Below are 20,170 nucleotides of genomic sequence, written 5' to 3' on the forward strand. Positions count from 1 at the left end.
TCCTCGCACCGGGCAACGCGTGTCAGGTCCGCCTCCGGCCCGGCAGTAGACTACGTGCAGCGAGAACAAGAAAGCACGAAGGAGCCCCGCCAACCAATGACCATCCGCGACGTCCGCATCTTCGGCGACCCGGTACTGACCACCCCGGCCGAGAAAGTCACCGAATTCGACGAGAGTCTGGCCATCCTGGTCCAGGACATGCTCCACACCATGGACGCCCATGACGGCGTGGGCCTGGCCGCGAACCAGGTGGGCGTGACGCGCCGGGTGTTCGTCTACGACTGCTCCCACGTCGAGGGCGGCCAGCGCGGCCACATCATCAACCCTGTCTGGACACCGGTGGGTGAGCAGACCCAGACCGGCAAGGAGGGTTGCTTGTCCATCCCGGACGTCTCCGTGCCCGCCACCCGCTACAACACGGTGCAGCTCAGTGGCCGGGATCTGAACGGTAACCCGGTTTCCCTGCTCGCCTCCGGGCTGATGGCCCGCTGTATCCAGCACGAAACCGACCACCTGGACGGCGTGCTCTTCCTCAAGCGGCTCGACCCGGAGACCCGCAAGTCCGCCATGCGCGAGATCCGCAACTCCACCTGGTTCAACTCCTAAGACAGGACACAGCACAACTATGCGACTCATCTTCGCCGGCACCCCCGAACCCGCCGTCGTGGCCCTGCAGCGGCTACTGGACTCCGAGCACGAGATCCTGGCCGTCATCACCCGCCCCGACGCGCGCCGGGGCCGCGGCCGCACCCTGCACCCCTCACCGGTGTCCGCCCTCGCCCGGGAACACGGCATCGAGGTGCTCACCCCGACCACCCTCAAGCCGGACACCGAGGACGGCGACGCCCTGCGCGCCCGCCTGCGAGAGCTGGCCCCGGACTGCCTGCCGGTGGTGGCCTACGGCAACCTCATCACTGAGGACCTGCTGGACATCGCCCCGCACGGCTGGGTGAACCTGCACTTTTCCCTGCTGCCGGCCTGGCGGGGTGCGGCCCCGGTGCAGGCCGCCATCGGCGCCGGCGATGACATCACCGGCGCCTCCACCTTCCGCATCGAAAAGGGCCTGGACACCGGTCCGGTGTTGGGCACCGTCACCGAAACCATCCGCGATACCGACACCGCGGACGACCTGCTGACCCGCCTGGCCCACTCCGGGGCGGACCTGCTGGCGGCCACCATGGACGGCCTGGCCAGCGGGGAGATCGTCCCGCAGCCGCAGCAGGGCGAGGCCAGCTACGCCGCCAAGATCACCACCGAGGACGCCCGGATCGACTGGTCCGCCCCGGCCTTCGCGGTGGACCGGCACATCCGGGCCCACACCCCGGGCCCCGGTGCCTGGAGCCTGCTGGGGCAGGACCGGGTCAAGGTCGGGCCCGTGACTCCGGTGGAGACGACGGCGCTGAGCCCCGAGGTCACCAACCTCGCACCCGGCCAGCTGCACATCGCCAAGGACGCGATCCACGTGGGCACGGGGACCACCCCGGTGCGGCTGGACCGGATCCAACCGCCGGGGAAGAAGATGATGAACGCACTCGACTGGTCGCGTGGTCTGCAGGAGACCACCGGATTGGAGTTGGCATGAGCCCGAACAACAACGGCGGGGGATTCCGCGCCCGGACGAAGAAGGCCGCCGAGAAGCCCGCCCGGCAGAAGACCCACCAGGGCCAGCGCCCCGCCGGCAAGAGCGGCGGGAAGCCCACAGGCGGCAGGAAGGGCGTCGACAAGCAGCGCAACGCCCCGCGGGCCCGCAGCCTCGGGGTGGACGCGGCCCGCACCGCGGCCTTCGAGGTGCTCGGTCGGGTACGCGCCGACGAGGCCTACGCCAACCTGCTGCTGCCCAAGCTCCTGCGTCAGCGCAAGATCAGCGGGCGCGACGCCGCCTTCGCCACCGAACTCACCTACGGCACCCTGCGCACCCTGGGTGTGTTGGACGCGGTGATCGCCGACTGCTCCAGCCGGCAGCTCCCCCAGATCCACCCGGAGGTGCTCGACGCCCTGCGGCTGGGCGCCTACCAGCTGCTTTACACCCGGGTGGAGGCGCACGCCGCCGTGGACACCACCGTGCGCATCGTCGAGGGTGTCGGTCAGGTCAAGGCCAAGGGCTTTGCCAACGGTATCCTGCGCACCATCTCCCGCAGCACGCCGCAGCAGTGGCTGGACAAGCTCGCCCCGAAAGACGAGATCGCGGGACTGGCCTTCCGGCACGCGCACCCGACCTGGATCGCCGAATCCTTCGCCCGTGTCCTCGGCAGCGAGGAGCTTCCGGATGCCCTCGCGGCGGACTCGGAGCGGCCCACCGTGCACCTGGTCGCCCGCCCCGGCGAAATCAGCGCCGAGGAACTGGCGCTGTCCATCGGCGCGGAGGAGGGGAAGTACTCGCCCTATGCCGTCTACCTGGACGCCGGTGATCCCGGGGAGCTGGAACCGGTGCGCTCCGGGCTGGCCGCCGTCCAGGACGAGGGCAGCCAGCTGATCGCCCGGGCCGTGGCGGAGGCGGAGATTGACGGCCCTGATCAAGGCCGGTGGCTGGACCTCTGCGCGGGACCGGGCGGCAAGGCCGCACTGCTCGGCGCCCTGGCGCGGATCGACGCCGCGAAGGTCGACGCCGTCGAGATCTCCGAGCACCGCGCGGAACTGATCCGCAAGACTGTGGGGGATCTGCCCGTCACGGTCCGCGTCGGCGACGGCCGCGATCCCGGCCTGGAGCCCGGCTATGACCGCGTGCTCCTCGACGCCCCCTGCTCCGGTCTGGGCGCGCTGCGGCGCCGCCCCGAGGCCCGCTGGCGCAAGGCGGACGAGGACATCGCAGAACTCAACGTCCTCCAGGCCGAGCTGCTGGCCTCAGCCGTCGACCTGGTCCGGCCGGGCGGAGTCATCGTGTACTCCACCTGTTCCCCGGACCTCAGGGAGACGCGCGGTGTCGTGGACAAGATCCTCGCGGATGGTCAAGTGGAGGAACTGGACGCGCACGGGCTGGTGCCCGGCATGACCGGGACCGGGGGACGGAAGTCGGTCCAGATGTGGCCGCACCGGCACGGCACGGACGCGATGTTCTTCGCGGTGCTCCGCAAACCCGGAAAGTAGCCGCCGAGCCATCCGGATGCAGTGACCTGGGGCGGTGGCGGGGACGGGTATGATCAGCGCCATGGCTAACCCGATCATCGCGCCCTCGATTCTCGCCGCTGACTTCACCCGGCTCGACCGGGAGATCGCGGCTGTCCCCGACGCGGACTGGATCCACGTTGACGTCATGGACGGCCACTTCGTGCCCAACCTCTCCTTCGGGGCCGGCATCACGGCCGCCGTCAACCGGGTCACGGACAAGCCCCTGGACGTCCATCTGATGATCGAGAACCCGGAGAAGTGGGTCGATGACCACATCTCCGCGGGCGCCGACTGCATCATCTTCCACGTCGAGGCCGTCGACGGCGTGGCCGGTGCGGTGGCACTGGCGGATTCGCTGCGGGAGAAGGGGGTGCGCTCGGGATTCTCCCTGCGCCCCGGCACCCCGATCGAGCCCTACCTGCCCGAGCTGCGGCACTTCGACGAGGTGCTGGTGATGAGCGTGGAGCCCGGCTTCGGCGGTCAGTCCTTCATGCCCGACCAGCTGGACAAGGTCCGCTCGCTGCGCCGGGAGATCGACGCGCAGGGCCTGGACACCCTGATCGAGATCGACGGCGGCATCTCGGCGGAAACCATCGAGCAGGCGGCGGCTGCGGGCTGTGACGCCTACGTCGCCGGTTCCGCGGTCTACGGTGCCGCGGACCCCAACACGGCCGTGACTGAGCTGCGCCGTCTGGCCGCGGGGGCCCGTTGAGCCATGGCCGCAGACTTCTCCGCCATGGCCGGTGACCCCGCACTGACCGCTGCGCTGACCGCCGCCTTCGACGCCGCTGAGCAGGTGCGCGGGACCACCAGCCCGAACCCCCCGGTGGGCGCGGCGATCCTGAATGCCGCCGGGGAACTCGTCGGCGTAGGTGCCACGCAACCGCCCGGCGGGCCCCACGCTGAGGTGATGGCCCTGCGGGAGGCCGGGGAGGCCGCCCGCGGGGGCACCGCCGTGGTGACCCTGGAGCCCTGCAACCACACCGGCCGCACGGGGCCCTGCAGCCACGCCCTGGCGGACGCCGGGGTGGCACGGGTGTACTACGTCCACGGGGACCCGGACGCGAACGCCCGCGGCGGGGCCGCCCATCTGCGGGACCGCGGCGTCGAGGTGACCCAGCTCAGCATCGAGGCACCGACTCTGCGTCCCTGGCTGACCGCCACCCGGTTCGGCCGGCCCCATGTGACGCTCAAGTTCGCGCAGACCCTCGACGGATTCACCGCCGCCAGGGACGGCAGCAGCCAGTGGATCACCGGCCCCGTGGCCCGCCGGCACGTCCACGAGGACCGGCGACGCCGGGACGCCATCATCATCGGCACCGGCACGGCCCTCGTGGACAACCCAGCGCTGACCGCCCGCCGGATCGACGGCTCTCTGCAGGACCACCAGCCCCGCCGGGTGGTCATCGGCCACCGGGAAATCACCGCGGAGGCGGCCCCGAAACTGCACGAACTCGGCTTCGAGCAGTACCCGGAAATTTCCGCCGCGCTGCGGGAGTTGTTCCAGGCAGGAGCCCGCGACGTGCTGGTCGAGGGTGGCGCTACCCTGGCGGCGGGATTCCTCGCCGCCGGGCTGGTCGACGCCATCCAGGCCTATGTGGCCCCGACCTTGCTGGGGCAGGGCCATGCGGTGCTGGCACAGGCGGTGTCGGAGACCCTGAGCGGGGCCGCCCGCTTCGACCTGGACCGGGTCACCCGCCTGGACCAGGATGTCCTGCTGGAAATGACGAGAAAGGCATAGGTAGCCCAGGAACATGTTCACTGGAATCGTGGAGGAGATCGGCACCGTCCGCTCTGTGACGGACCTTGGAGACTCGGTCCGGATGACCATCGCGGCCCCCCGCGTGCTCGAGGACGCCCGACTGGGTGATTCGATCGCGGTCAACGGTGTGTGTCTGACCGTGGCGGAACGAACGGCGGACACCTTCGACGCCGACCTGATGAAGATCACCCTCGACAACAGCAACCTCGGGGCCCTGAACACCGGCTCCCGGGTCAACCTGGAACGGGCCCTGGCCGCCGGCGAACGCCTCGGCGGCCACATCATGCAGGGTCATGTCGACGGCACCGCGGGGCTGCGCAGCCGCACCCCGTCGGAACACTGGGATGTGCTGCGTTTCGATCTGCCCGCGGATCTGTCCCCCTACCTGGTCACCCGGGGCTCCATCGCCCTCAACGGCACCTCGCTGACCATCGCGGGGCTGGGGGAGGACTGGTTCGAGGTCTCCCTGATCCCCACCACCCTGGCGGAGACCACCCACGGTGATCTCGAGGTGGGTGAGACCGTCAACCTGGAGGTGGATGTGCTGGGCAAATACGTCGAGCGCATGCTCCGGCACGGGGTCGCCCCAGGCGTGGCGGACGGCGCCGGTGGAGGCGCTGTGGCGACCGGTGGGCCGGTGCCCGGAACAGCCGGAACGGCGGGCTAAGGTGAAGAACGTGACTGAGGAAGATACGAGCAGAGTTCGACTGGACACCGTCGACCAGGCCATCGCCGACATCGCCGCCGGAAAGGCGGTCGTCGTCGTCGACGATGAAGACCGCGAAAATGAGGGTGACCTGATCTTCGCGGCGGAACTAGCCACCCCGGAGCTGGTGGCCTTCATGGTCCGCTACAGCTCGGGTTATATCTGTACTGCTCTGACCGAGGCCGACGCCGACCGGCTCAACCTTCCCCCGATGGTCGCCCGCAACCAGGACACCCGGCAGACCGCCTACACCGTCACCGTGGACGCCAACACCGGCACCACCGGCATTTCGGCGAGCTCCCGGGCGGAAACCATCCAACGGCTGGCCGACCCGGGCACCGTGCCGGGCGACCTGACCCGGCCGGGACACGTGGTGCCGCTGCGCGCCCGCGACGGCGGGGTGCTGGCCCGCGACGGCCACACCGAGGCCTCGGTGGATCTCGCGGTGGCCGCCGGTCTGCGGCCGGCCGGCGTGCTCTGTGAGGTGGTCAGCGAAGAGGACCCCACGGACATGGCCCGCGGTCCCGAGCTGCGCCGCTTCGCCGACCACCACGGCCTGAAGATGATCTCCATCGAGCAGCTGATCGAGTGGCGCCGCCACCATGAAACCCAGGTCGAGCGGGTCGTGGAAACCGTGCTGCCCACCGAATTCGGGCCCTTCCGGGCCTTCGGTTACCGCAACCGGATCACCGACGTGGAGCACATCGCCCTGGTCGCCGGCGAGCCGGAGGCCGACGGGGGAGAAGACGTGCTGGTCCGCGTCCACTCCGAATGCCTCACCGGGGACGTGTTCCACTCCCGCCGCTGTGACTGCGGACCGCAGCTGAACGAGTCCATGCGCCTGATCCAGGAGGCCGGGCGCGGCATCGTGGTCTACATGCGCGGCCACGAGGGCCGCGGCATCGGGCTGCTCGCGAAGCTGCAGGCCTACCACCTGCAGGACCGGGGGATCGACACCGTCGACGCCAACCTGCGGCTCGGCCTGCCCGCCGACGCCCGCGAGTACTCCACCGCCGCGCAGATCATCCGGGATCTGGGTGTGAAGTCCCTGAGCCTGCTGAGCAACAACCCCTACAAGGCTGCGGCGCTGACCGACCACGGCATCAAGATCGGGCCGCGCACCGCCGTGCCCGTCCATCCCAACGCCGACAACATCCGTTATCTGCGCACCAAGCGCGACCGCATGGGCCATGACCTGCCCTCCGTCGCCGCCTGGGACGCCATCCACCCCGAGGAGGAGTAGAGCGTGAGCAAGGAAGGCCTACCTGAGATCGACCACGGCGACGCCACCGGCGTGAAGGTCGCCGTGGTGACCGCCACCTGGAACGCCGACATCTGCGACCAGCTGCACTCCCGCGCCGTCGAGACCGCGCGGGAGTGGGGCGCGGAGGTCAGCGAATACCGCGTCGTCGGCGCGCTGGAACTGCCGGTGGTGGTCCAGGCCGCCGCGGAGCACCACGACGCCGTCGTGGCGCTGGGGTGCGTGGTCAAGGGCGGTACCCCGCACTTCGACTACGTCTGCGACTCCGTCACTCAGGGGCTGACCCGCATCGCCCTGGACACCGGCAAGCCGATCGGCAACGGGGTGCTGACCACGAACACGAGGGAACAGGCCGTCGAACGCTCGGGACTGCCCGGTTCCGTCGAGGACAAGGGCGCCGAGGCGATGGCCGCGGCCCTGGACACCGCCCGGGTGCTTTCGGAGATTCACCAGCGGGGTGACTCGACTCGTGCTCGAGACAAACTGAGTTATACAGGGAAGAATGGGAAGCTACACGGTGGACGCACACAAGGACTCCGGCGCGGAGGGCAACGGCGATGCGGCTGAGAAGAAGCTGGCGAACCGGCAGATCCACGCCTACACCGCCGCCGACACCTCGGCGCTGACCACCGGCAAGCCCTGGGAACTGACGGTCACGTCGAAGCGTCTGCGCCAGTTCGCCTGGCTGGTGGTCGTGGTCGTGATGGCGGTGCACATCTTCATGGGCGTCACCGTGGGAATCGGCTACACCGGCGCAGCCATCACCCCCATCGACCAGTTCGCCTTCATCGGTGTGGGCATCGTGCTCTCGATCGTCGGGTACATCGCCTTCACCCGCCCCCGGGTACAGGTCAACGAGGACGGTGTCGAGGTACGCAATCTCATCGGCACCCGGTTCTACCCGTGGACGGTGGTCTACGGCCTGAGCTTCCCGAAGAACGCCCGCATCGCCCGCCTGGAACTGCCGGAGTTCGAGTACGTTCCCATGTGGGCCTTCCAGGCCGCCGACGGGGAGCGCGTGGTCCAGGCCGTCACCAAGTTCCGGGCCCTCGAGGGCCGCTACATGCCGGAGGACTAGGCTCCGCTGATAATCCATGGCTGATCCAACCACCTACCGCCCGGCCCCGGGGAGCATCCCCACCCAGCCGGGCGTGTACAAGTTCCGGGACGACACCGGGCGCGTCATCTACGTCGGCAAGGCGAAGAACCTGCGTTCGCGGCTGTCCAATTACTTTCAGGACCCCACACAGCTGCACCCGCGCACCCGCCAGATGGTGTTCAACGCGGCCTCGGTGGAGTGGACCGTGGTGGCCACCGAGGTGGAGTCGCTCCAGCTCGAGTACACCTGGATCAAGAAATTCGATCCGCGCTACAACGTCAAGTACCGCGACGACAAAACCTATCCCATGCTCGCTGTGTCCACCGGGGAGCAGATCCCGCGCGCCTTCTTCTACCGCGGTCCGCGGCGGAAGGGGGTCCGTTACTTCGGGCCCTACTCGCACGCCTGGGCGGTGCGCGAGACCCTGGACCTGCTGCTGCGGGTCTTTCCGGTGCGCACCTGCTCCAAGGGCGTCTACAACCGCCATGAGCGGCTGGGGCGGCCCTGCCTGCTCGGCTACATCGACAAGTGCTCCGCGCCCTGCGTGGGCCGGGTGAGTGCGGAGGAGCACCGTGAGATAGTGGACGGTTTCTGCTCCTTCCTGGGCGGCAACACCGACAAGGTGACCCGGCAGCTGGAATCCGAGATGACCACGGCCGCCGAGGAACTCAACTTCGAACGGGCCGCCCGGTTGCGCGATGACCTGGCCGCCGTGCACAAGGTCATGGAGAAGCAGTCCGTGGTGCTCGGCGACGGCACCGACGCCGACCTGATCGGGGTGGTCTCCGATGAACTGGAGGCCGCGGTCCAGCTCTTCCACGTCCGGGGTGGACGCATCCGCGGCCAGCGGGGCTGGGTCGTGGAGACTGCCGGGGATCAGGCCACCGACCGGCCGGCGGAGGCGGCGGACGCGGGGGAGGACCCGGCGGCGGCCGCCCTGCCCTTCCTGCTGCAGAACTTCCTCATCCAGTTCTACGGCGACGCCGTGGAACGTGCCCGCCAGGAGGACGCGGAGGACGCCGAGCAGATCGAACGGCGCGGCGTCGACCAGTTCTCCCATGCCCAGCCGCGCAAACAGCACGTGGTGCCCAAGGAGATCCTGGTGCCGGTGCTGCCGAATGAACCTGCGGAGACCGAGACGTTCCTGAGCGCCCTGCGCGGCTCCCGCGTGGAGATCCGGGTGCCGCAGCGCGGTGACAAGCGCGCGTTGGCGGAGACCGTGGAGCGCAACGCCAAGGATGCCCTACGCCAGCACAAGCTCAAGCGCATCGGGGATCTGACCGCGCGTTCGGCCGCCCTGCAGGAGCTGCAGGAAGCCCTCGACATGGATGAGGCGCCGCTGCGCATCGAGTGCACCGACATCTCCCACATCCAGGGCACCGACGTCGTGGCGTCGCTGGTCGTCTTCGAGGACGGCCTGCCGCGCAAGGCCGACTACCGGCGCTACCGGATCAAGGAGGCCGCCGGTGAGGGGCGCTCCGACGACGTCGGCTCCATCGCCGAGGTGACCCGGCGGCGGTTCCTGCGCCACAACCAGGACAAGCTCACCGTGCCCGAGGCCGAGGAGTTCGACGGCTCCACCTTCTCCGATGAGAAGGACGCGAAGGTCGAGGAGATGAGCACGGACAACCGGCGGTTCGCCTACCCACCGCAGTTGTTCATCGTGGACGGCGGCGCGCCCCAGGTGGCGGCTGCGCAGGCGGTCTTCGACGAACTCGGCATCGTCGACGTCACCCTGGTCGGCCTGGCCAAGCGACTGGAGGAGGTCTGGGTGCCCGGCGAGGAGGACCCGGTGATTCTCCCGCGCAACTCGCAGGCGCTGTTCCTGCTGCAGCAGATCCGGGACGAGGCACACCGCTTCGCCATCACCTACCACCGGCAGCAGCGCAGCAGGCGGATGCGCAACTCCGAGCTGGACTCCATTCCCGGGCTCGGTCAGGTGCGCCGCACGGACCTGGTCAAGCACTTCGGTTCGGTGAAGAAGCTCAAGGCGGCCACCGCCGAGGAGATCGCGGCGGTCAGGGGCTTCGGCCCGAAGCTGGCGGAGACGGTCCACCGGGCGCTGCATCCGGACGATGGGGCAGCCGAGTCCGGCCCCTGACCGGGTTCCCCCGCTGTCACCCGTGCGGGAACCTGCTGCACAGGGCCCCGCAGAGGGGGACGTGCTGCGGGTGGATCCCCCGTGGTCGGGCAGGCAAATCTTGTTATGATGGCGGTCATGATCTTCACGTCCTCGGCGCACAAGCCGCAGCGGTTCACCACTCCTCCCGTCCTCATCACCGGCATGTCCGGGGCAGGACTCAGCAGTGCCGCGAAGGTGTTCGAGGACAAGGGCTGGTACGTCGCCCAGAACCTGCCGCCGGAGCTCATCATTGATCTGCTGGAGCTGTGCTCGGAACCGGATTCCCCGGTGGACCGGGTCGCGGTGGTCTGTGACGTGCGTGCCCGGATGTTCCGCGGCAGTCTGCAGCAGACGCTGGCGGAGCTCCATGACCGCGGGATGGCCCCGACCATCGTGTTCATGGAGGCCCGCGACGAGGTGCTGATCAGCCGCTTCGACAATGTCCGCCGCACGCACCCGCTGCAGGGGGAGGACACGCTGCAGCACGGCATCACCCGCGAGCGGCGGGCCCTCCTGCCGATCAAGGAGGAGGCCGACGTGGTCATCCACACCTCCGATCTCTCCGTGCACGATCTGCGCCGGGCCATCGAGGCCAGCTTCGACACCGCCGGCAACCCCCGCCAGCACGTGACCATCCAGTCCTTCGGTTTCAAGCACGGTGCGCCGAAGGACTCCGACATCGCCCTGGACGTGCGCTTTTTGCCGAACCCCTTCTGGGTTCCGGAGCTGCGGCCGTACCGGGGGACGGATGTGCCGGTCTCGGACTATGTCCTGGGGCAGGAGGGGGCGGCACCCTTCATCGACAACTTCGTGCAAATGTTCTCCTCGATGCTGGCGGGGTATCGTCATGAAGGCAAGAACTTCATCACGGTCTCGATCGGCTGCACGGGAGGCCACCATCGTTCGGTGGCGGTCTCCGAGGAGATTGGCCGCCGGCTCCGCGACTTCGACGGACTGGACGTCAACGTGCTGCACCGGGACCTCGACCGATAGGAAGGTCCACCCACCTGTGACCAGCGATTCCACCGCATCGGGGCAGACAGCCGGGGCGACGTCGCCCGATTCCCCCCGGTCCATCGTCAGTCTGGGCGGCGGCCACGGCCTCTACCAGACCCTGCTCGCGGACCGCGCCTGCGGGCCCGAGGAGATCCACGCCGTGGTCACCGTCGCCGATGACGGTGGCTCCTCCGGCCGGATCCGCCGGGAGCTGGGGATCATCCCGCCCGGCGATCTGCGCATGGCGTTGGCCGCCCTGGCCAGCGAGGACGAACACGGCCGGATGTGGGGCAAGACCCTGCAGCACCGCTTCGGCGGCACGGGGGCCCTCGCGGGGCACGCGGTGGGCAATCTGCTCATCGCCGGACTCACGGAAGTCCTGGGCAGCGAGCTGCAGGCCCTGGACGCGGTGGCCGCCCTCACCAGGTCCCACGGCCGCGTGCTCCCCGTGTGCAGCCAACCCCTGGAAATTGAAGCGGACGTCTCGGGTCTGGACGATGATCCCCGGGTCATGCTGCCCGTCCGGGGTCAGGTGGCGGTGGCCACCACGCCCGGTTCCGTCCGCCGCGTCCGCATCATTCCGGGGGACCCGATGGCCAACCCGGCAGCCATCAGCGCGATCCGCCAGGCGGACATGATCACCCTCGGACCCGGCTCCTGGTTCAGCAGCGTGATCCCGCACCTGCTGGTGCCCGCGGTGGTCGAGGCGATCACCACCTCCGACGCCTTCCGCGTGGTGGTGCTCAACCTCAACGCCGAAGTGGGGGAGACCAGCGGCTTCTCCCTGGAACGCCACATCCACATGCTCTGCCAGCACGCCCCGGCCCTCAAGGTGGATCTCATCCTGGTGGACGGCGCGCACAACCCGACCACCAGCGACAGGCGCCACATGACCCGGGCCGCCGATGCGTTGGGGGCCAAGGTGGTGTTCCACGACCTGCGGGAAGTCGGTCCCGGCGGGCAGCGCACCGACCGGCATGATCCCGCGAAACTGGCGGCGGCGATGCTGCACAATTACCGGGATCGCTAGAATCAACAGGTGACCCGCCCGCCCCCTGACCGCGGTTGACCGGGGTTCCCGTGAGAACGTGCCCCGGGGTCCGCCGTCCCATCACGGGCTGATCGGACGAGCGCGCGATGACGGCGGGCCCGAAAATCCAGAAAGGCAGCTGCACTGTGGCGTTGACGCCGAAAGTCAAGGAAGAACTCGTGCGGGTGAAGGTGACCCGCCAGTCGGCCCGCGCGGCCGAGGTAGCGGCTCTGCTGCGGTTCTCGGGTGGTCTCCACATCGTCGCCGGCCGCATCGTCGTCGAGGCGGAGCTGGACTCCCAACCGGTCGCCGAGCGACTGGCCACCGCGCTGGGGGAGCTCTACGGCGTCGATGTCCACCTGCACACGATCTCGCCGGGCGGGGTGCGCAAGAGCCCGCGGTTTGTCCTGCGCGTGACCGAAGGTGCCGACGACCTGGTCCGCCGTTCCGGCCTGGTGACCCGCTCGGGGCATCCCGTGCGGGGGTTGCCGCCCCAGGTGATCTCCGGAACCGTGGCCGACAACGAGGCGGCCTGGCGTGGGGCCTTCCTCGCGCACGGCTCCCTGACTGAGCCCGGGCGTTCCTCCACGCTGGAGGTGACCTGCCCCTGCCAGGAGGCGGCGCTCGCCCTGGTCGGTTGCGCCCGGCGGCTCGGGATCACCGCGAAGACGAAGGAGACCCGTGGCACTGATCGGGTGGTGGTCCGGGACGGGGACGCCATCGGCGCTCTGCTGACCCGCATGGGGGCCCAGCGCGTCCGCCTGGAATGGGAGGAGAAGCGCCTGCACCGCGAGGTCCGTGCCACCGCCAACCGGCTGGCCAACTTCGACGACGCGAACCTCCGGCGTTCCGCCCGCGCTGCGGTGGCGGCCGCAGCGCGGGTGGAACGGGCCATGGCCATCCTCGGCGACGACGTCCCGGAACACCTGGCAGAGGCCGGCCAGCTCCGCGTCCAGCACCGCCAGGCCTCCCTGGAGGAGCTCGGTCGGCTCGCTGACCCGCAGATGACCAAGGACGCGGTGGCCGGACGGATCCGCCGGCTGCTCTCGATGGCCGACAAACGGGCGGAGGAACTGGACATCCCCGACACCAACGCGGCCGTCACCGACGATCTGCTCGAAGAGTCCTGACCGCAGGTCGGGACCGCAGCTACGACAGGCCACCGGGTGAGCGGCGGGAACAGATCCCCGCTCCCGCCCGGTGGTCTTCCCCATGTCCGCCCGGAGCCGGAGGCAGTCGGTCCCGCTGGACGGGTGTGAAACTGACCACATGGCGGGTCGTCCCTGTCTTCCACTGTGTCAGCGGACCGGGGCCGGGGGAGGAGCCGCCCCGGCGATTCTGACCTCCGTTCGGGGGCGAAGTGCGTTTCGGAGACGAAGCGCAGCGGGAAATTTCACCGACTTCCTTCCCGCCGCCCGCCGCGATGTGCTATCGCGGTAGTGCTGGAAGAGCCGTCATGTGATGGCCGTGGTGTCCGAAATACTGACTGCGCGAGGGACACACCGCCGCTAGACTCGGCGGCGAGGGCGAGTGAAGGGGAGATCCACTACAGGTTCCCGGTCACTGGCGGACACACATCCAACCAAAAGGAGCTTTTCGTGACCATTCGCGTAGGCATCAACGGCTTCGGCCGCATCGGTCGTAACTTCTTCCGCGCCGCGCTGGAGCGCAGCGAAGATCTGCAGGTCGTGGCAGTCAATGACCTGACCGACAACAAGACGCTGTCGACCCTGCTGAAGTACGATTCCATCATGGGCAAGCTGGGCCAGGACGTCGAATTCGACGAGGACTCCATCACCGTCGGCGGAAACCGTCTGGCTGTCTCCGCCGAGCGGGACCCGAAGAACCTGGACTGGGCCGCCCACGACGTGGACATCGTGATCGAGTCCACCGGTTTCTTCACCGACGCCGAGGCAGCCAAGGCCCACATCGAGGCCGGTGCCAAGAAGGTCATCATCTCCGCTCCGGCGAAGAACGAGGACGCCACCTTCGTCTACGGCGTCAACCACGACCAGTACGACCCGGCCAACCACAACGTCATCTCGGCGGCGTCCTGCACCACCAACTGCCTCGCCCCGGTGGCCAAGGTGCTCAACGACAAGTTCGGCATCACCAACGGCCTGATGACCACCGTCCACGCATACACCGGTGACCAGCGTCTCCACGACGCCCCGCACAAGGACCTGCGACGCGCCCGCGCCGCGGCCGTCAACATCGTGCCCACCTCCACCGGTGCCGCGAAGGCCGTCGCCCTGGTCCTGCCCGAGCTCAAGGGCAAGCTGGACGGCTACGCCCTGCGTGTCCCGGTCATCACCGGTTCCGCCACGGACCTGACCTTCAACACCGAGTCCGAGGTCAGCGTGGAATCGGTCAACGCCGCCATCAAGGAGGCCGCCACCGGTGAGTTCGGCGAGACCCTGGCCTACAGCGAGGAACCGCTGGTCTCCACCGACATCATCAGCGATTCCCACGGCTCGATCTTCGACGCCGGCCTGACCAAGGTCTCCGGCAAGACCGTGAAGGTCGTGTCCTGGTACGACAACGAGTGGGGTTACACCTGCCAGCTGCTGCGCCTGACCGAGCTGGTCGGCGACAAGCTCTAGTTCCCCGCCGCGTCGTCCGGATGTCTCGCGTGCGGTAGGCGCGGCACCGGGCCCCATGCGCCGCCCGGGGTGTTCCCAGACACACCCCGGGCGCTTTGCGGTGTCAGTACCATACACATTGTCTGCATAACCGAGTTAGAAACCAGCTAGGAGAACCGATGTCCCTGAAGACCCTCCAGGACCTGCTCGACGAAGGCGTCGACGGCCGCCACGTACTCGTCCGTTCCGATTTCAACGTGCCGCTGAACGACGCCGGTGAAATCACGGACCCCGGCCGCATCACCGCCTCGCTGCCGACCATCCAGGCCCTGGTCGACGGTGGCGCGAAGGTCATCCTGAGCGCTCACCTGGGACGTCCGAAGGGGGAGGCGAACCCGAAGTACTCCCTGGCCCCGGTCGCCGAGGCCCTGTCCGACGCCCTGGGGCAGTGGGTCGCCCTGGCCGGCGACGTCACCGGCGAGGACGCCCATGAACGCGCCAACGGGTTGACCGAGGGCGATGTCATGCTGGTGGAAAACGTCCGCTTCGATCCGCGGGAGACCGCCAAGGATGAGGCCGAACGGGGGGCCTTCGCCGATGAGCTCGCGGCCCTGGCCGCCGATGACGGCGCCTTCGTCTCCGACGGCTTCGGCGTGGTCCACCGCGAGCAGGCCTCCGTCTACGACGTGGCGAAGCGCCTGCCGGCCTACGCGGGCAAGCTCGTGGAGAAGGAGGTCACCGTCCTGGAGAAGACCGCCACCGATCCGGAGCACCCCTACGTGGTCGTCCTCGGCGGCTCCAAGGTCTCCGACAAACTGGGGGTGATCGAGGCACTGGCTGGCAAGGCCGACAAGCTCATCATCGGTGGCGGCATGTGCTACACCTTCCTGGCCGCGCAGGGCTACAACACCCAGAAGTCGCTGCTGCAGGAGGAGATGATCGACACCTGCAAGGATCTGCTGGACCGCTTCGGCGACAAGTTGGTGCTGCCGGTCGACCTGCTCGCCGCCGCGGAGTTCTCCGCCGACGCGGAGAACCGGGTCGTCGCCCTCGCCGGCATTCCGGAGGGCTGGCTGTCGCCGGACATCGGCCCGGAATCCGTCCGTGAGTTCGCCGAGGTGCTCAGCACCGCCAAGACCATCTTCTGGAACGGCCCGATGGGCGTGTTCGAGATGGCGCCCTTCGCCAAGGGCACCGAGGGTGTTGCCCAGGCGATCATCGACGCCACCGCGGACAACGGCGCCTTCTCCGTAGTCGGCGGAGGAGACTCCGCGGCGTCGGTACGCGCGCTCGGCCTGGACGAGGACGGCTTCTCCCACATCTCCACCGGCGGTGGCGCGTCGCTGGAGTTCCTCGAGGGCAAGGAGCTGCCCGGCGTCGCCGTGCTGAACCAGTAGTCCCACCCGGCTGGATCTGCAGCACCAGGCGGGTCCGGCCACTCAACACCCGCCGGAAGCATCCCTGCGCAATGAAAGGAAGGCCACCATGGCCCGCAAGCCCCTGATCGCCGGTAACTGGAAGATGAACCTCAACCACCTCGAGGCCATCAACAACGTCCAGAAGCTGGCGTTTTCCCTGCCCAAGGAGTACTATGAGAAGGTCGATGTGGCGCTGACCGTGCCGTACACCGACATCCGTGGCGTGCAGACCCTGATCGAGGCGGACAAGCTCCCGATCACCTACGGCGCGCAGGACGTCTCCGAGCACGAGAACGGCGCCTACACCGGCGACATCTCCGCGGACATGCTCGCGAAGCTCGGCTGCACCTGGGTCGTTGTCGGCCACTCCGAACGCCGCGAGTACCACCACGAGACCGATGAGCAGGTGGCCGCCAAGGCCCGGGCCACCGTGGCCGCGGGCATGAAGCCGATCGTGTGTGTCGGCGAACCGCTGGAGATCCGGGAGGCCGGAACCCACGTCGAGCACGTGGTGCGCCAGACCCGGCAGTCCCTCGCGGGGCTGTCCGCAGCGGATCTGGCCAACACCGTCATCGCCTATGAGCCGGTGTGGGCCATCGGCACCGGCAAGGTGGCCTCCGCCGCCGACGCCCAGGAGGTCTGCGCCGCCATCCGTGAACTGGTCCGTGCGCTGGCCGGCGACGAAGTCTCCGCCGGCATGCGGATCCTCTACGGCGGTTCCGTCAAGACCGAGACCGTGGGGGAGATCGTCTCCCAGCCGGACGTCGACGGTGGCCTCGTCGGCGGTGCCTCCCTCAAGGGCGAGGAATTCGCCAAGCTGGCGGCCTCCGCAGCCACCGCGGTCTAACGGCCCGAAGACCAAGGAGACAAGCCCCGTGGACGCCCCCGATCATCTCCAGGAAGACATCCGCTATCTGGGCCGCGTGCTCGGCCACGTCATTGCCGAGCAGGAGGGCCAGGAGGTTTTCGACCTGGTCGAGGGCGCGCGCCAAACGGCCTTCGAGATCGCCCGCGGAGAGGCGGGCATGGACTCCCTGATCTCGATGTTCCGCAACATCGACCCGAAGCGGGCGACCCCGGTGATCCGGGCGTTCTCCCATTTCGCCCTGATGTCCAACCTCGCGGAGGACCTCCACGACGAAGCCACCCGCGAACACGCGCTGGACCGCGGGGCGCCGGCCTGGGACTCCACGCTGGCGGCCACCTGGCGTAAACTCGCCGCCGCCGATGTCGGGGCCGCGGAGATCGCCGCGGTCCTGGAGCAGGCCCAGGTTTCCCCGGTGCTGACCGCGCACCCGACGGAGACCCGGCGGCGCACTGTCTTTGACGCCCAGCGCGACATCTCCGAGCTGATGACCCGACGCCGCGAGCTCCTCGGGGCGGTGGAGACGGCACGGACCCGCAGCCGGTTGGCCGAGCTGGACACCGCGATCCACCGCCGGATGACCATCCTCTGGCAGACCGCACTGATCCGGGTCTCGCGCCCCCGCATCGAAGATGAGATCGAGCTGGGGCTGCGCTATTACCACCTCAGTCTGCTGGACGAGATCCCCGCCCTCAATCAGTTGGTGATGAAGCAGCTGCGGGAGGTCTACGGCCCCGACCTGCCGGATACGGCGGTGCTGCGCCCGGGATCCTGGATCGGCGGCGACCACGACGGCAACCCCTACGTCACCGACCAGACCTTGACCTACGCCGCCACCCGGGCCGCAGCCACAGCCCTGCGCTACTACGCCGGACAGCTGCATCAGCTGGAGCACGAACTCAGTCTCTCGGACCGGCTCTCCGGAGTTACGGTGGAACTGGTCGCGCTGGCGGCCCGCGGCCGCAATGACGTCCCCAGCCGGGTCGACGAACCTTACCGCCGCGCCTGCCACGGTATGCGCGGGAGAATGCTGGCGACCATCGCGACCCTGATCGGCCCCGACGAGGTGGAGGGCACCTGGTACCGGGAGCATGAACCCTATGCCGGCCCCGCGGCGTTCAGCGCGGACCTCGACGTGCTGGACGCCTCGCTGCGGTTCTCACACGACGGCATCATCGCCGATGACCGGCTGGCCACCATCCGTGCGGCGGTGGACAGCTTCGGCTTCCACCTCTATTCCCTGGATCTGCGGCAGAACTCCGAGAGCTTCGAACAGGTCCTCACCGAGGTGTTCCGCGTGGCCCGAGTGCACCATGACTACCGCGATCTCGACGAAGCCGCCCGGATCGAACTGCTGACCCGGGAACTGCAGACGCCGCGACCGCTCGTGCCGCGCGGCCACCATAGTTTCAGTGAGGCAGTCCAGCGGGAGCTGGACATCTTCACCGCCGCGGCTGCGGCCACCGAGAAATTCGGGGCTGAAATGATCCCGCACTGCATCGTCTCCATGGCGGAATCCGTCAGCGACATCCTGGAGCCGATGATCCTGCTCAAGGAGGTCGGTCTGATCCGCGCGTCCGACGACCAGCCGCGGGGAAGCGTGGATGTCATCCCGCTGTTCGAGACGATCGATGATCTGGCCGCGGGAGCCGGCATTCTGGACCAGCTCTGGCAGCTGCCGCTGTACCGTTCCTATCTCCGCCAGCGCGGAGACATCCAGGAGGTCATGCTCGGCTACTCCGACTCCAACAAGGACGGCGGCTACTTCGCGGCCAACTGGGCGCTGTACGACGCCGAGGTGGCCCTGGTGGAGGTGGGCCGGGAGCACCAGGTGAAACTCCGGCTCTTCCACGGCCGCGGCGGGACCGTGGGCAGGGGAGGAGGGCCTTCCTATGAGGCGATCCTCGCCCAGCCGAAGGGCGCGGTGGACGGCGCCCTGCGGATCACCGAACAGGGTGAGATCATCTCCGCCAAATACGGTTCCCGGGACACCGCCCGCCGCAACCTGGAGGCTCTGGTCTCCGCGACGCTGGAGGCCAGCCTGCTGGAGGTGGACGGCCTGGAGCATCCGGAACGCGCCTTTGACGTGATGCGGGAACTAGCTGCCCTGAGCCGGGAGACCTACGCCAGCCTGGTCCACGAGGACCCGGGCTTCATCCCGTTCTTCACCCAGTCCACGCCACTGCAGGAGATCGGTGAGCTGAACATCGGTTCCCGGCCCACCTCCCGGAAGCAGACGGAGACGGTGGAGGATCTGCGGGCGATCCCCTGGGTGCTGTCCTGGTCACAGTCCCGGGTGATGCTGCCCGGCTGGTTCGGCGTGGGCACAGCTCTGCGCACCTGGATCGGCGATGGACCAGACGCCGGCCAGCGGCGCGCGGAACTGCGCAAGCTCTACGAGGTCTGGCCGTTCTTCAATTCGGTGCTGTCCAATATGGCACAGGTGATGAGTAAGGCGGAAATGCGGCTGGCGGAGCTGTACTCCCATCTGGTCACCGATGAGACGGATGCCCGGAGAATCCACGGGTTGATCACCGCCGAGTTCGAGTTGACCACCCAGATGTTCCACGGGGTCACCGGCACCGATCATCTCCTGGCGGACAACCCCACGCTGGCGAGGTCAGTCCGCAGCAGGTTTCCCTACCTGCTGCCACTGAATGTCATCCAGGTGGAACTGCTGCGCCGCTACCGGGCCGGGGATGAGCGGGTACCGGTTTCCCGCGGGATCCAGTTGACCATGAACGGGCTGGCCACCGCCCTGCGTAACTCCGGGTAGCCGGCGGGCGGGGTGGCCCCGCCCCCTGCGAACGTATGCCCGCGCTGATGTATACTGTCCTGAGTTGCCTGGGAGGCAGTCACAGCCCAGGAGATCTCCGCCGGACCACGGCGGGCCCCGTGACTCCACGACGTCGGCCGAAGGAAGTTGAATGACCCTCGCACTCCAGATCATCCTCGTACTGTCGAGCATTCTGTTGACGGTGTTCGTGCTGCTCCACAAGGGTAAGGGCGGCGGCCTGTCCAGTCTCTTCGGCGGTGGGGTGCAGTCGAACCTCTCCGGTTCCACGGTGGTGGAGAAGAACCTGGACCGCTACACCATCCTGACTGCGGTGATCTGGATCGTGTGCATCGTGGCGCTCAACCTGGTTCAGGCGTTCGGCGCCTAGCTGTTTCGACGAGGTTCAACTTTTGCGGCCACCCTCCTTGCTCGGAGGGTGGCCGCATTG

The 20,170-nt window shown here is 68.6% G+C and carries 17 protein-coding genes and 1 pseudogene; all 18 read left to right on the forward strand.

Annotation, left to right across the window (positions count from 1 at the left end):
- Positions 1-96: 96 nt before the first annotated feature.
- Entirely contained in the window at positions 97-606 is a 510-nt protein-coding gene (gene def, locus ACQCVD_RS01545) for a peptide deformylase (protein WP_426821924.1), read from the forward strand.
- Between the two features lie 19 nt (positions 607-625).
- Positions 626-1,582, forward strand: coding sequence for a methionyl-tRNA formyltransferase (gene fmt / locus ACQCVD_RS01550; RefSeq protein ID WP_426821925.1), 957 nt, complete (start codon positions 626-628; stop codon positions 1,580-1,582).
- Entirely contained in the window at positions 1,579-3,084 is a 1,506-nt protein-coding gene (locus tag ACQCVD_RS01555; RefSeq protein WP_426821926.1) for an RsmB/NOP family class I SAM-dependent RNA methyltransferase, read from the forward strand. The genes fmt and ACQCVD_RS01555 overlap by 4 nt, the downstream gene beginning before the upstream one ends.
- A gap of 61 nt (positions 3,085-3,145) precedes the next feature.
- The gene (gene rpe, locus ACQCVD_RS01560; RefSeq protein WP_426821927.1) at positions 3,146-3,817 is read left to right on the forward strand and encodes a ribulose-phosphate 3-epimerase; all 672 of its coding nucleotides are present in this window, start codon (positions 3,146-3,148) and stop codon (positions 3,815-3,817) included.
- Between the two features lie 3 nt (positions 3,818-3,820).
- Positions 3,821-4,846, forward strand: a complete 1,026-nt coding sequence (ribD, locus tag ACQCVD_RS01565) for a bifunctional diaminohydroxyphosphoribosylaminopyrimidine deaminase/5-amino-6-(5-phosphoribosylamino)uracil reductase RibD (RefSeq protein ID WP_426821928.1) — start codon at positions 3,821-3,823, stop codon at positions 4,844-4,846.
- Between the two features lie 13 nt (positions 4,847-4,859).
- The gene (locus ACQCVD_RS01570; protein WP_426821929.1) at positions 4,860-5,534 is read left to right on the forward strand and encodes a riboflavin synthase; all 675 of its coding nucleotides are present in this window, start codon (positions 4,860-4,862) and stop codon (positions 5,532-5,534) included.
- Positions 5,535-5,544: 10 nt separating this feature from the next.
- Positions 5,545-6,816, forward strand: a complete 1,272-nt coding sequence (locus ACQCVD_RS01575; RefSeq protein ID WP_426821930.1) for a bifunctional 3,4-dihydroxy-2-butanone-4-phosphate synthase/GTP cyclohydrolase II — start codon at positions 5,545-5,547, stop codon at positions 6,814-6,816.
- A 3-nt stretch (positions 6,817-6,819) separates the two neighbouring features.
- A pseudogene (ribH, locus tag ACQCVD_RS01580) lies at positions 6,820-7,281 on the forward strand (6,7-dimethyl-8-ribityllumazine synthase); the annotation flags it as partial.
- A 55-nt stretch (positions 7,282-7,336) separates the two neighbouring features.
- Positions 7,337-7,912: a PH domain-containing protein gene (locus ACQCVD_RS01585; RefSeq protein WP_426821931.1), complete on the forward strand. Its 576-nt coding sequence runs from the start codon at positions 7,337-7,339 to the stop codon at positions 7,910-7,912.
- Positions 7,913-7,928: 16 nt separating this feature from the next.
- Complete coding sequence (uvrC, locus tag ACQCVD_RS01590) at positions 7,929-10,034, forward strand: excinuclease ABC subunit UvrC (RefSeq protein ID WP_426821932.1); 2,106 nt, start codon at positions 7,929-7,931, stop codon at positions 10,032-10,034.
- 117 nt (positions 10,035-10,151) lie between these two features.
- Positions 10,152-11,048 (forward strand): RNase adapter RapZ, encoded by an 897-nt coding sequence (gene rapZ / locus ACQCVD_RS01595; RefSeq protein ID WP_426821933.1) that lies wholly within the window; start codon positions 10,152-10,154, stop codon positions 11,046-11,048.
- Positions 11,049-11,064: 16 nt separating this feature from the next.
- Positions 11,065-12,081, forward strand: a complete 1,017-nt coding sequence (locus ACQCVD_RS01600; RefSeq protein ID WP_426821934.1) for a gluconeogenesis factor YvcK family protein — start codon at positions 11,065-11,067, stop codon at positions 12,079-12,081.
- Between the two features lie 152 nt (positions 12,082-12,233).
- Positions 12,234-13,211, forward strand: a complete 978-nt coding sequence (gene whiA / locus ACQCVD_RS01605) for a DNA-binding protein WhiA (RefSeq protein ID WP_426821935.1) — start codon at positions 12,234-12,236, stop codon at positions 13,209-13,211.
- A gap of 468 nt (positions 13,212-13,679) precedes the next feature.
- Positions 13,680-14,684, forward strand: a complete 1,005-nt coding sequence (gene gap / locus ACQCVD_RS01610) for a type I glyceraldehyde-3-phosphate dehydrogenase (protein WP_426821936.1) — start codon at positions 13,680-13,682, stop codon at positions 14,682-14,684.
- Between the two features lie 158 nt (positions 14,685-14,842).
- Entirely contained in the window at positions 14,843-16,060 is a 1,218-nt protein-coding gene (gene pgk / locus ACQCVD_RS01615; RefSeq protein ID WP_426821937.1) for a phosphoglycerate kinase, read from the forward strand.
- Positions 16,061-16,148: 88 nt separating this feature from the next.
- Entirely contained in the window at positions 16,149-16,928 is a 780-nt protein-coding gene (gene tpiA, locus ACQCVD_RS01620) for a triose-phosphate isomerase (protein WP_426821938.1), read from the forward strand.
- Positions 16,929-16,956: 28 nt separating this feature from the next.
- On the forward strand, positions 16,957-19,722 hold the full coding sequence (gene ppc, locus ACQCVD_RS01625) for a phosphoenolpyruvate carboxylase (RefSeq protein ID WP_426821939.1): 2,766 nt from the start codon (positions 16,957-16,959) through the stop codon (positions 19,720-19,722).
- A gap of 151 nt (positions 19,723-19,873) precedes the next feature.
- Complete coding sequence (gene secG / locus ACQCVD_RS01630) at positions 19,874-20,110, forward strand: preprotein translocase subunit SecG (protein ID WP_426821940.1); 237 nt, start codon at positions 19,874-19,876, stop codon at positions 20,108-20,110.
- The last annotated feature ends 60 nt before the right edge of the window (positions 20,111-20,170 follow it).

It is taken from the genome of Corynebacterium halotolerans (assembly GCF_050107895.1).
Lineage (GTDB): Bacteria > Actinomycetota > Actinomycetes > Mycobacteriales > Mycobacteriaceae > Corynebacterium > Corynebacterium halotolerans_B.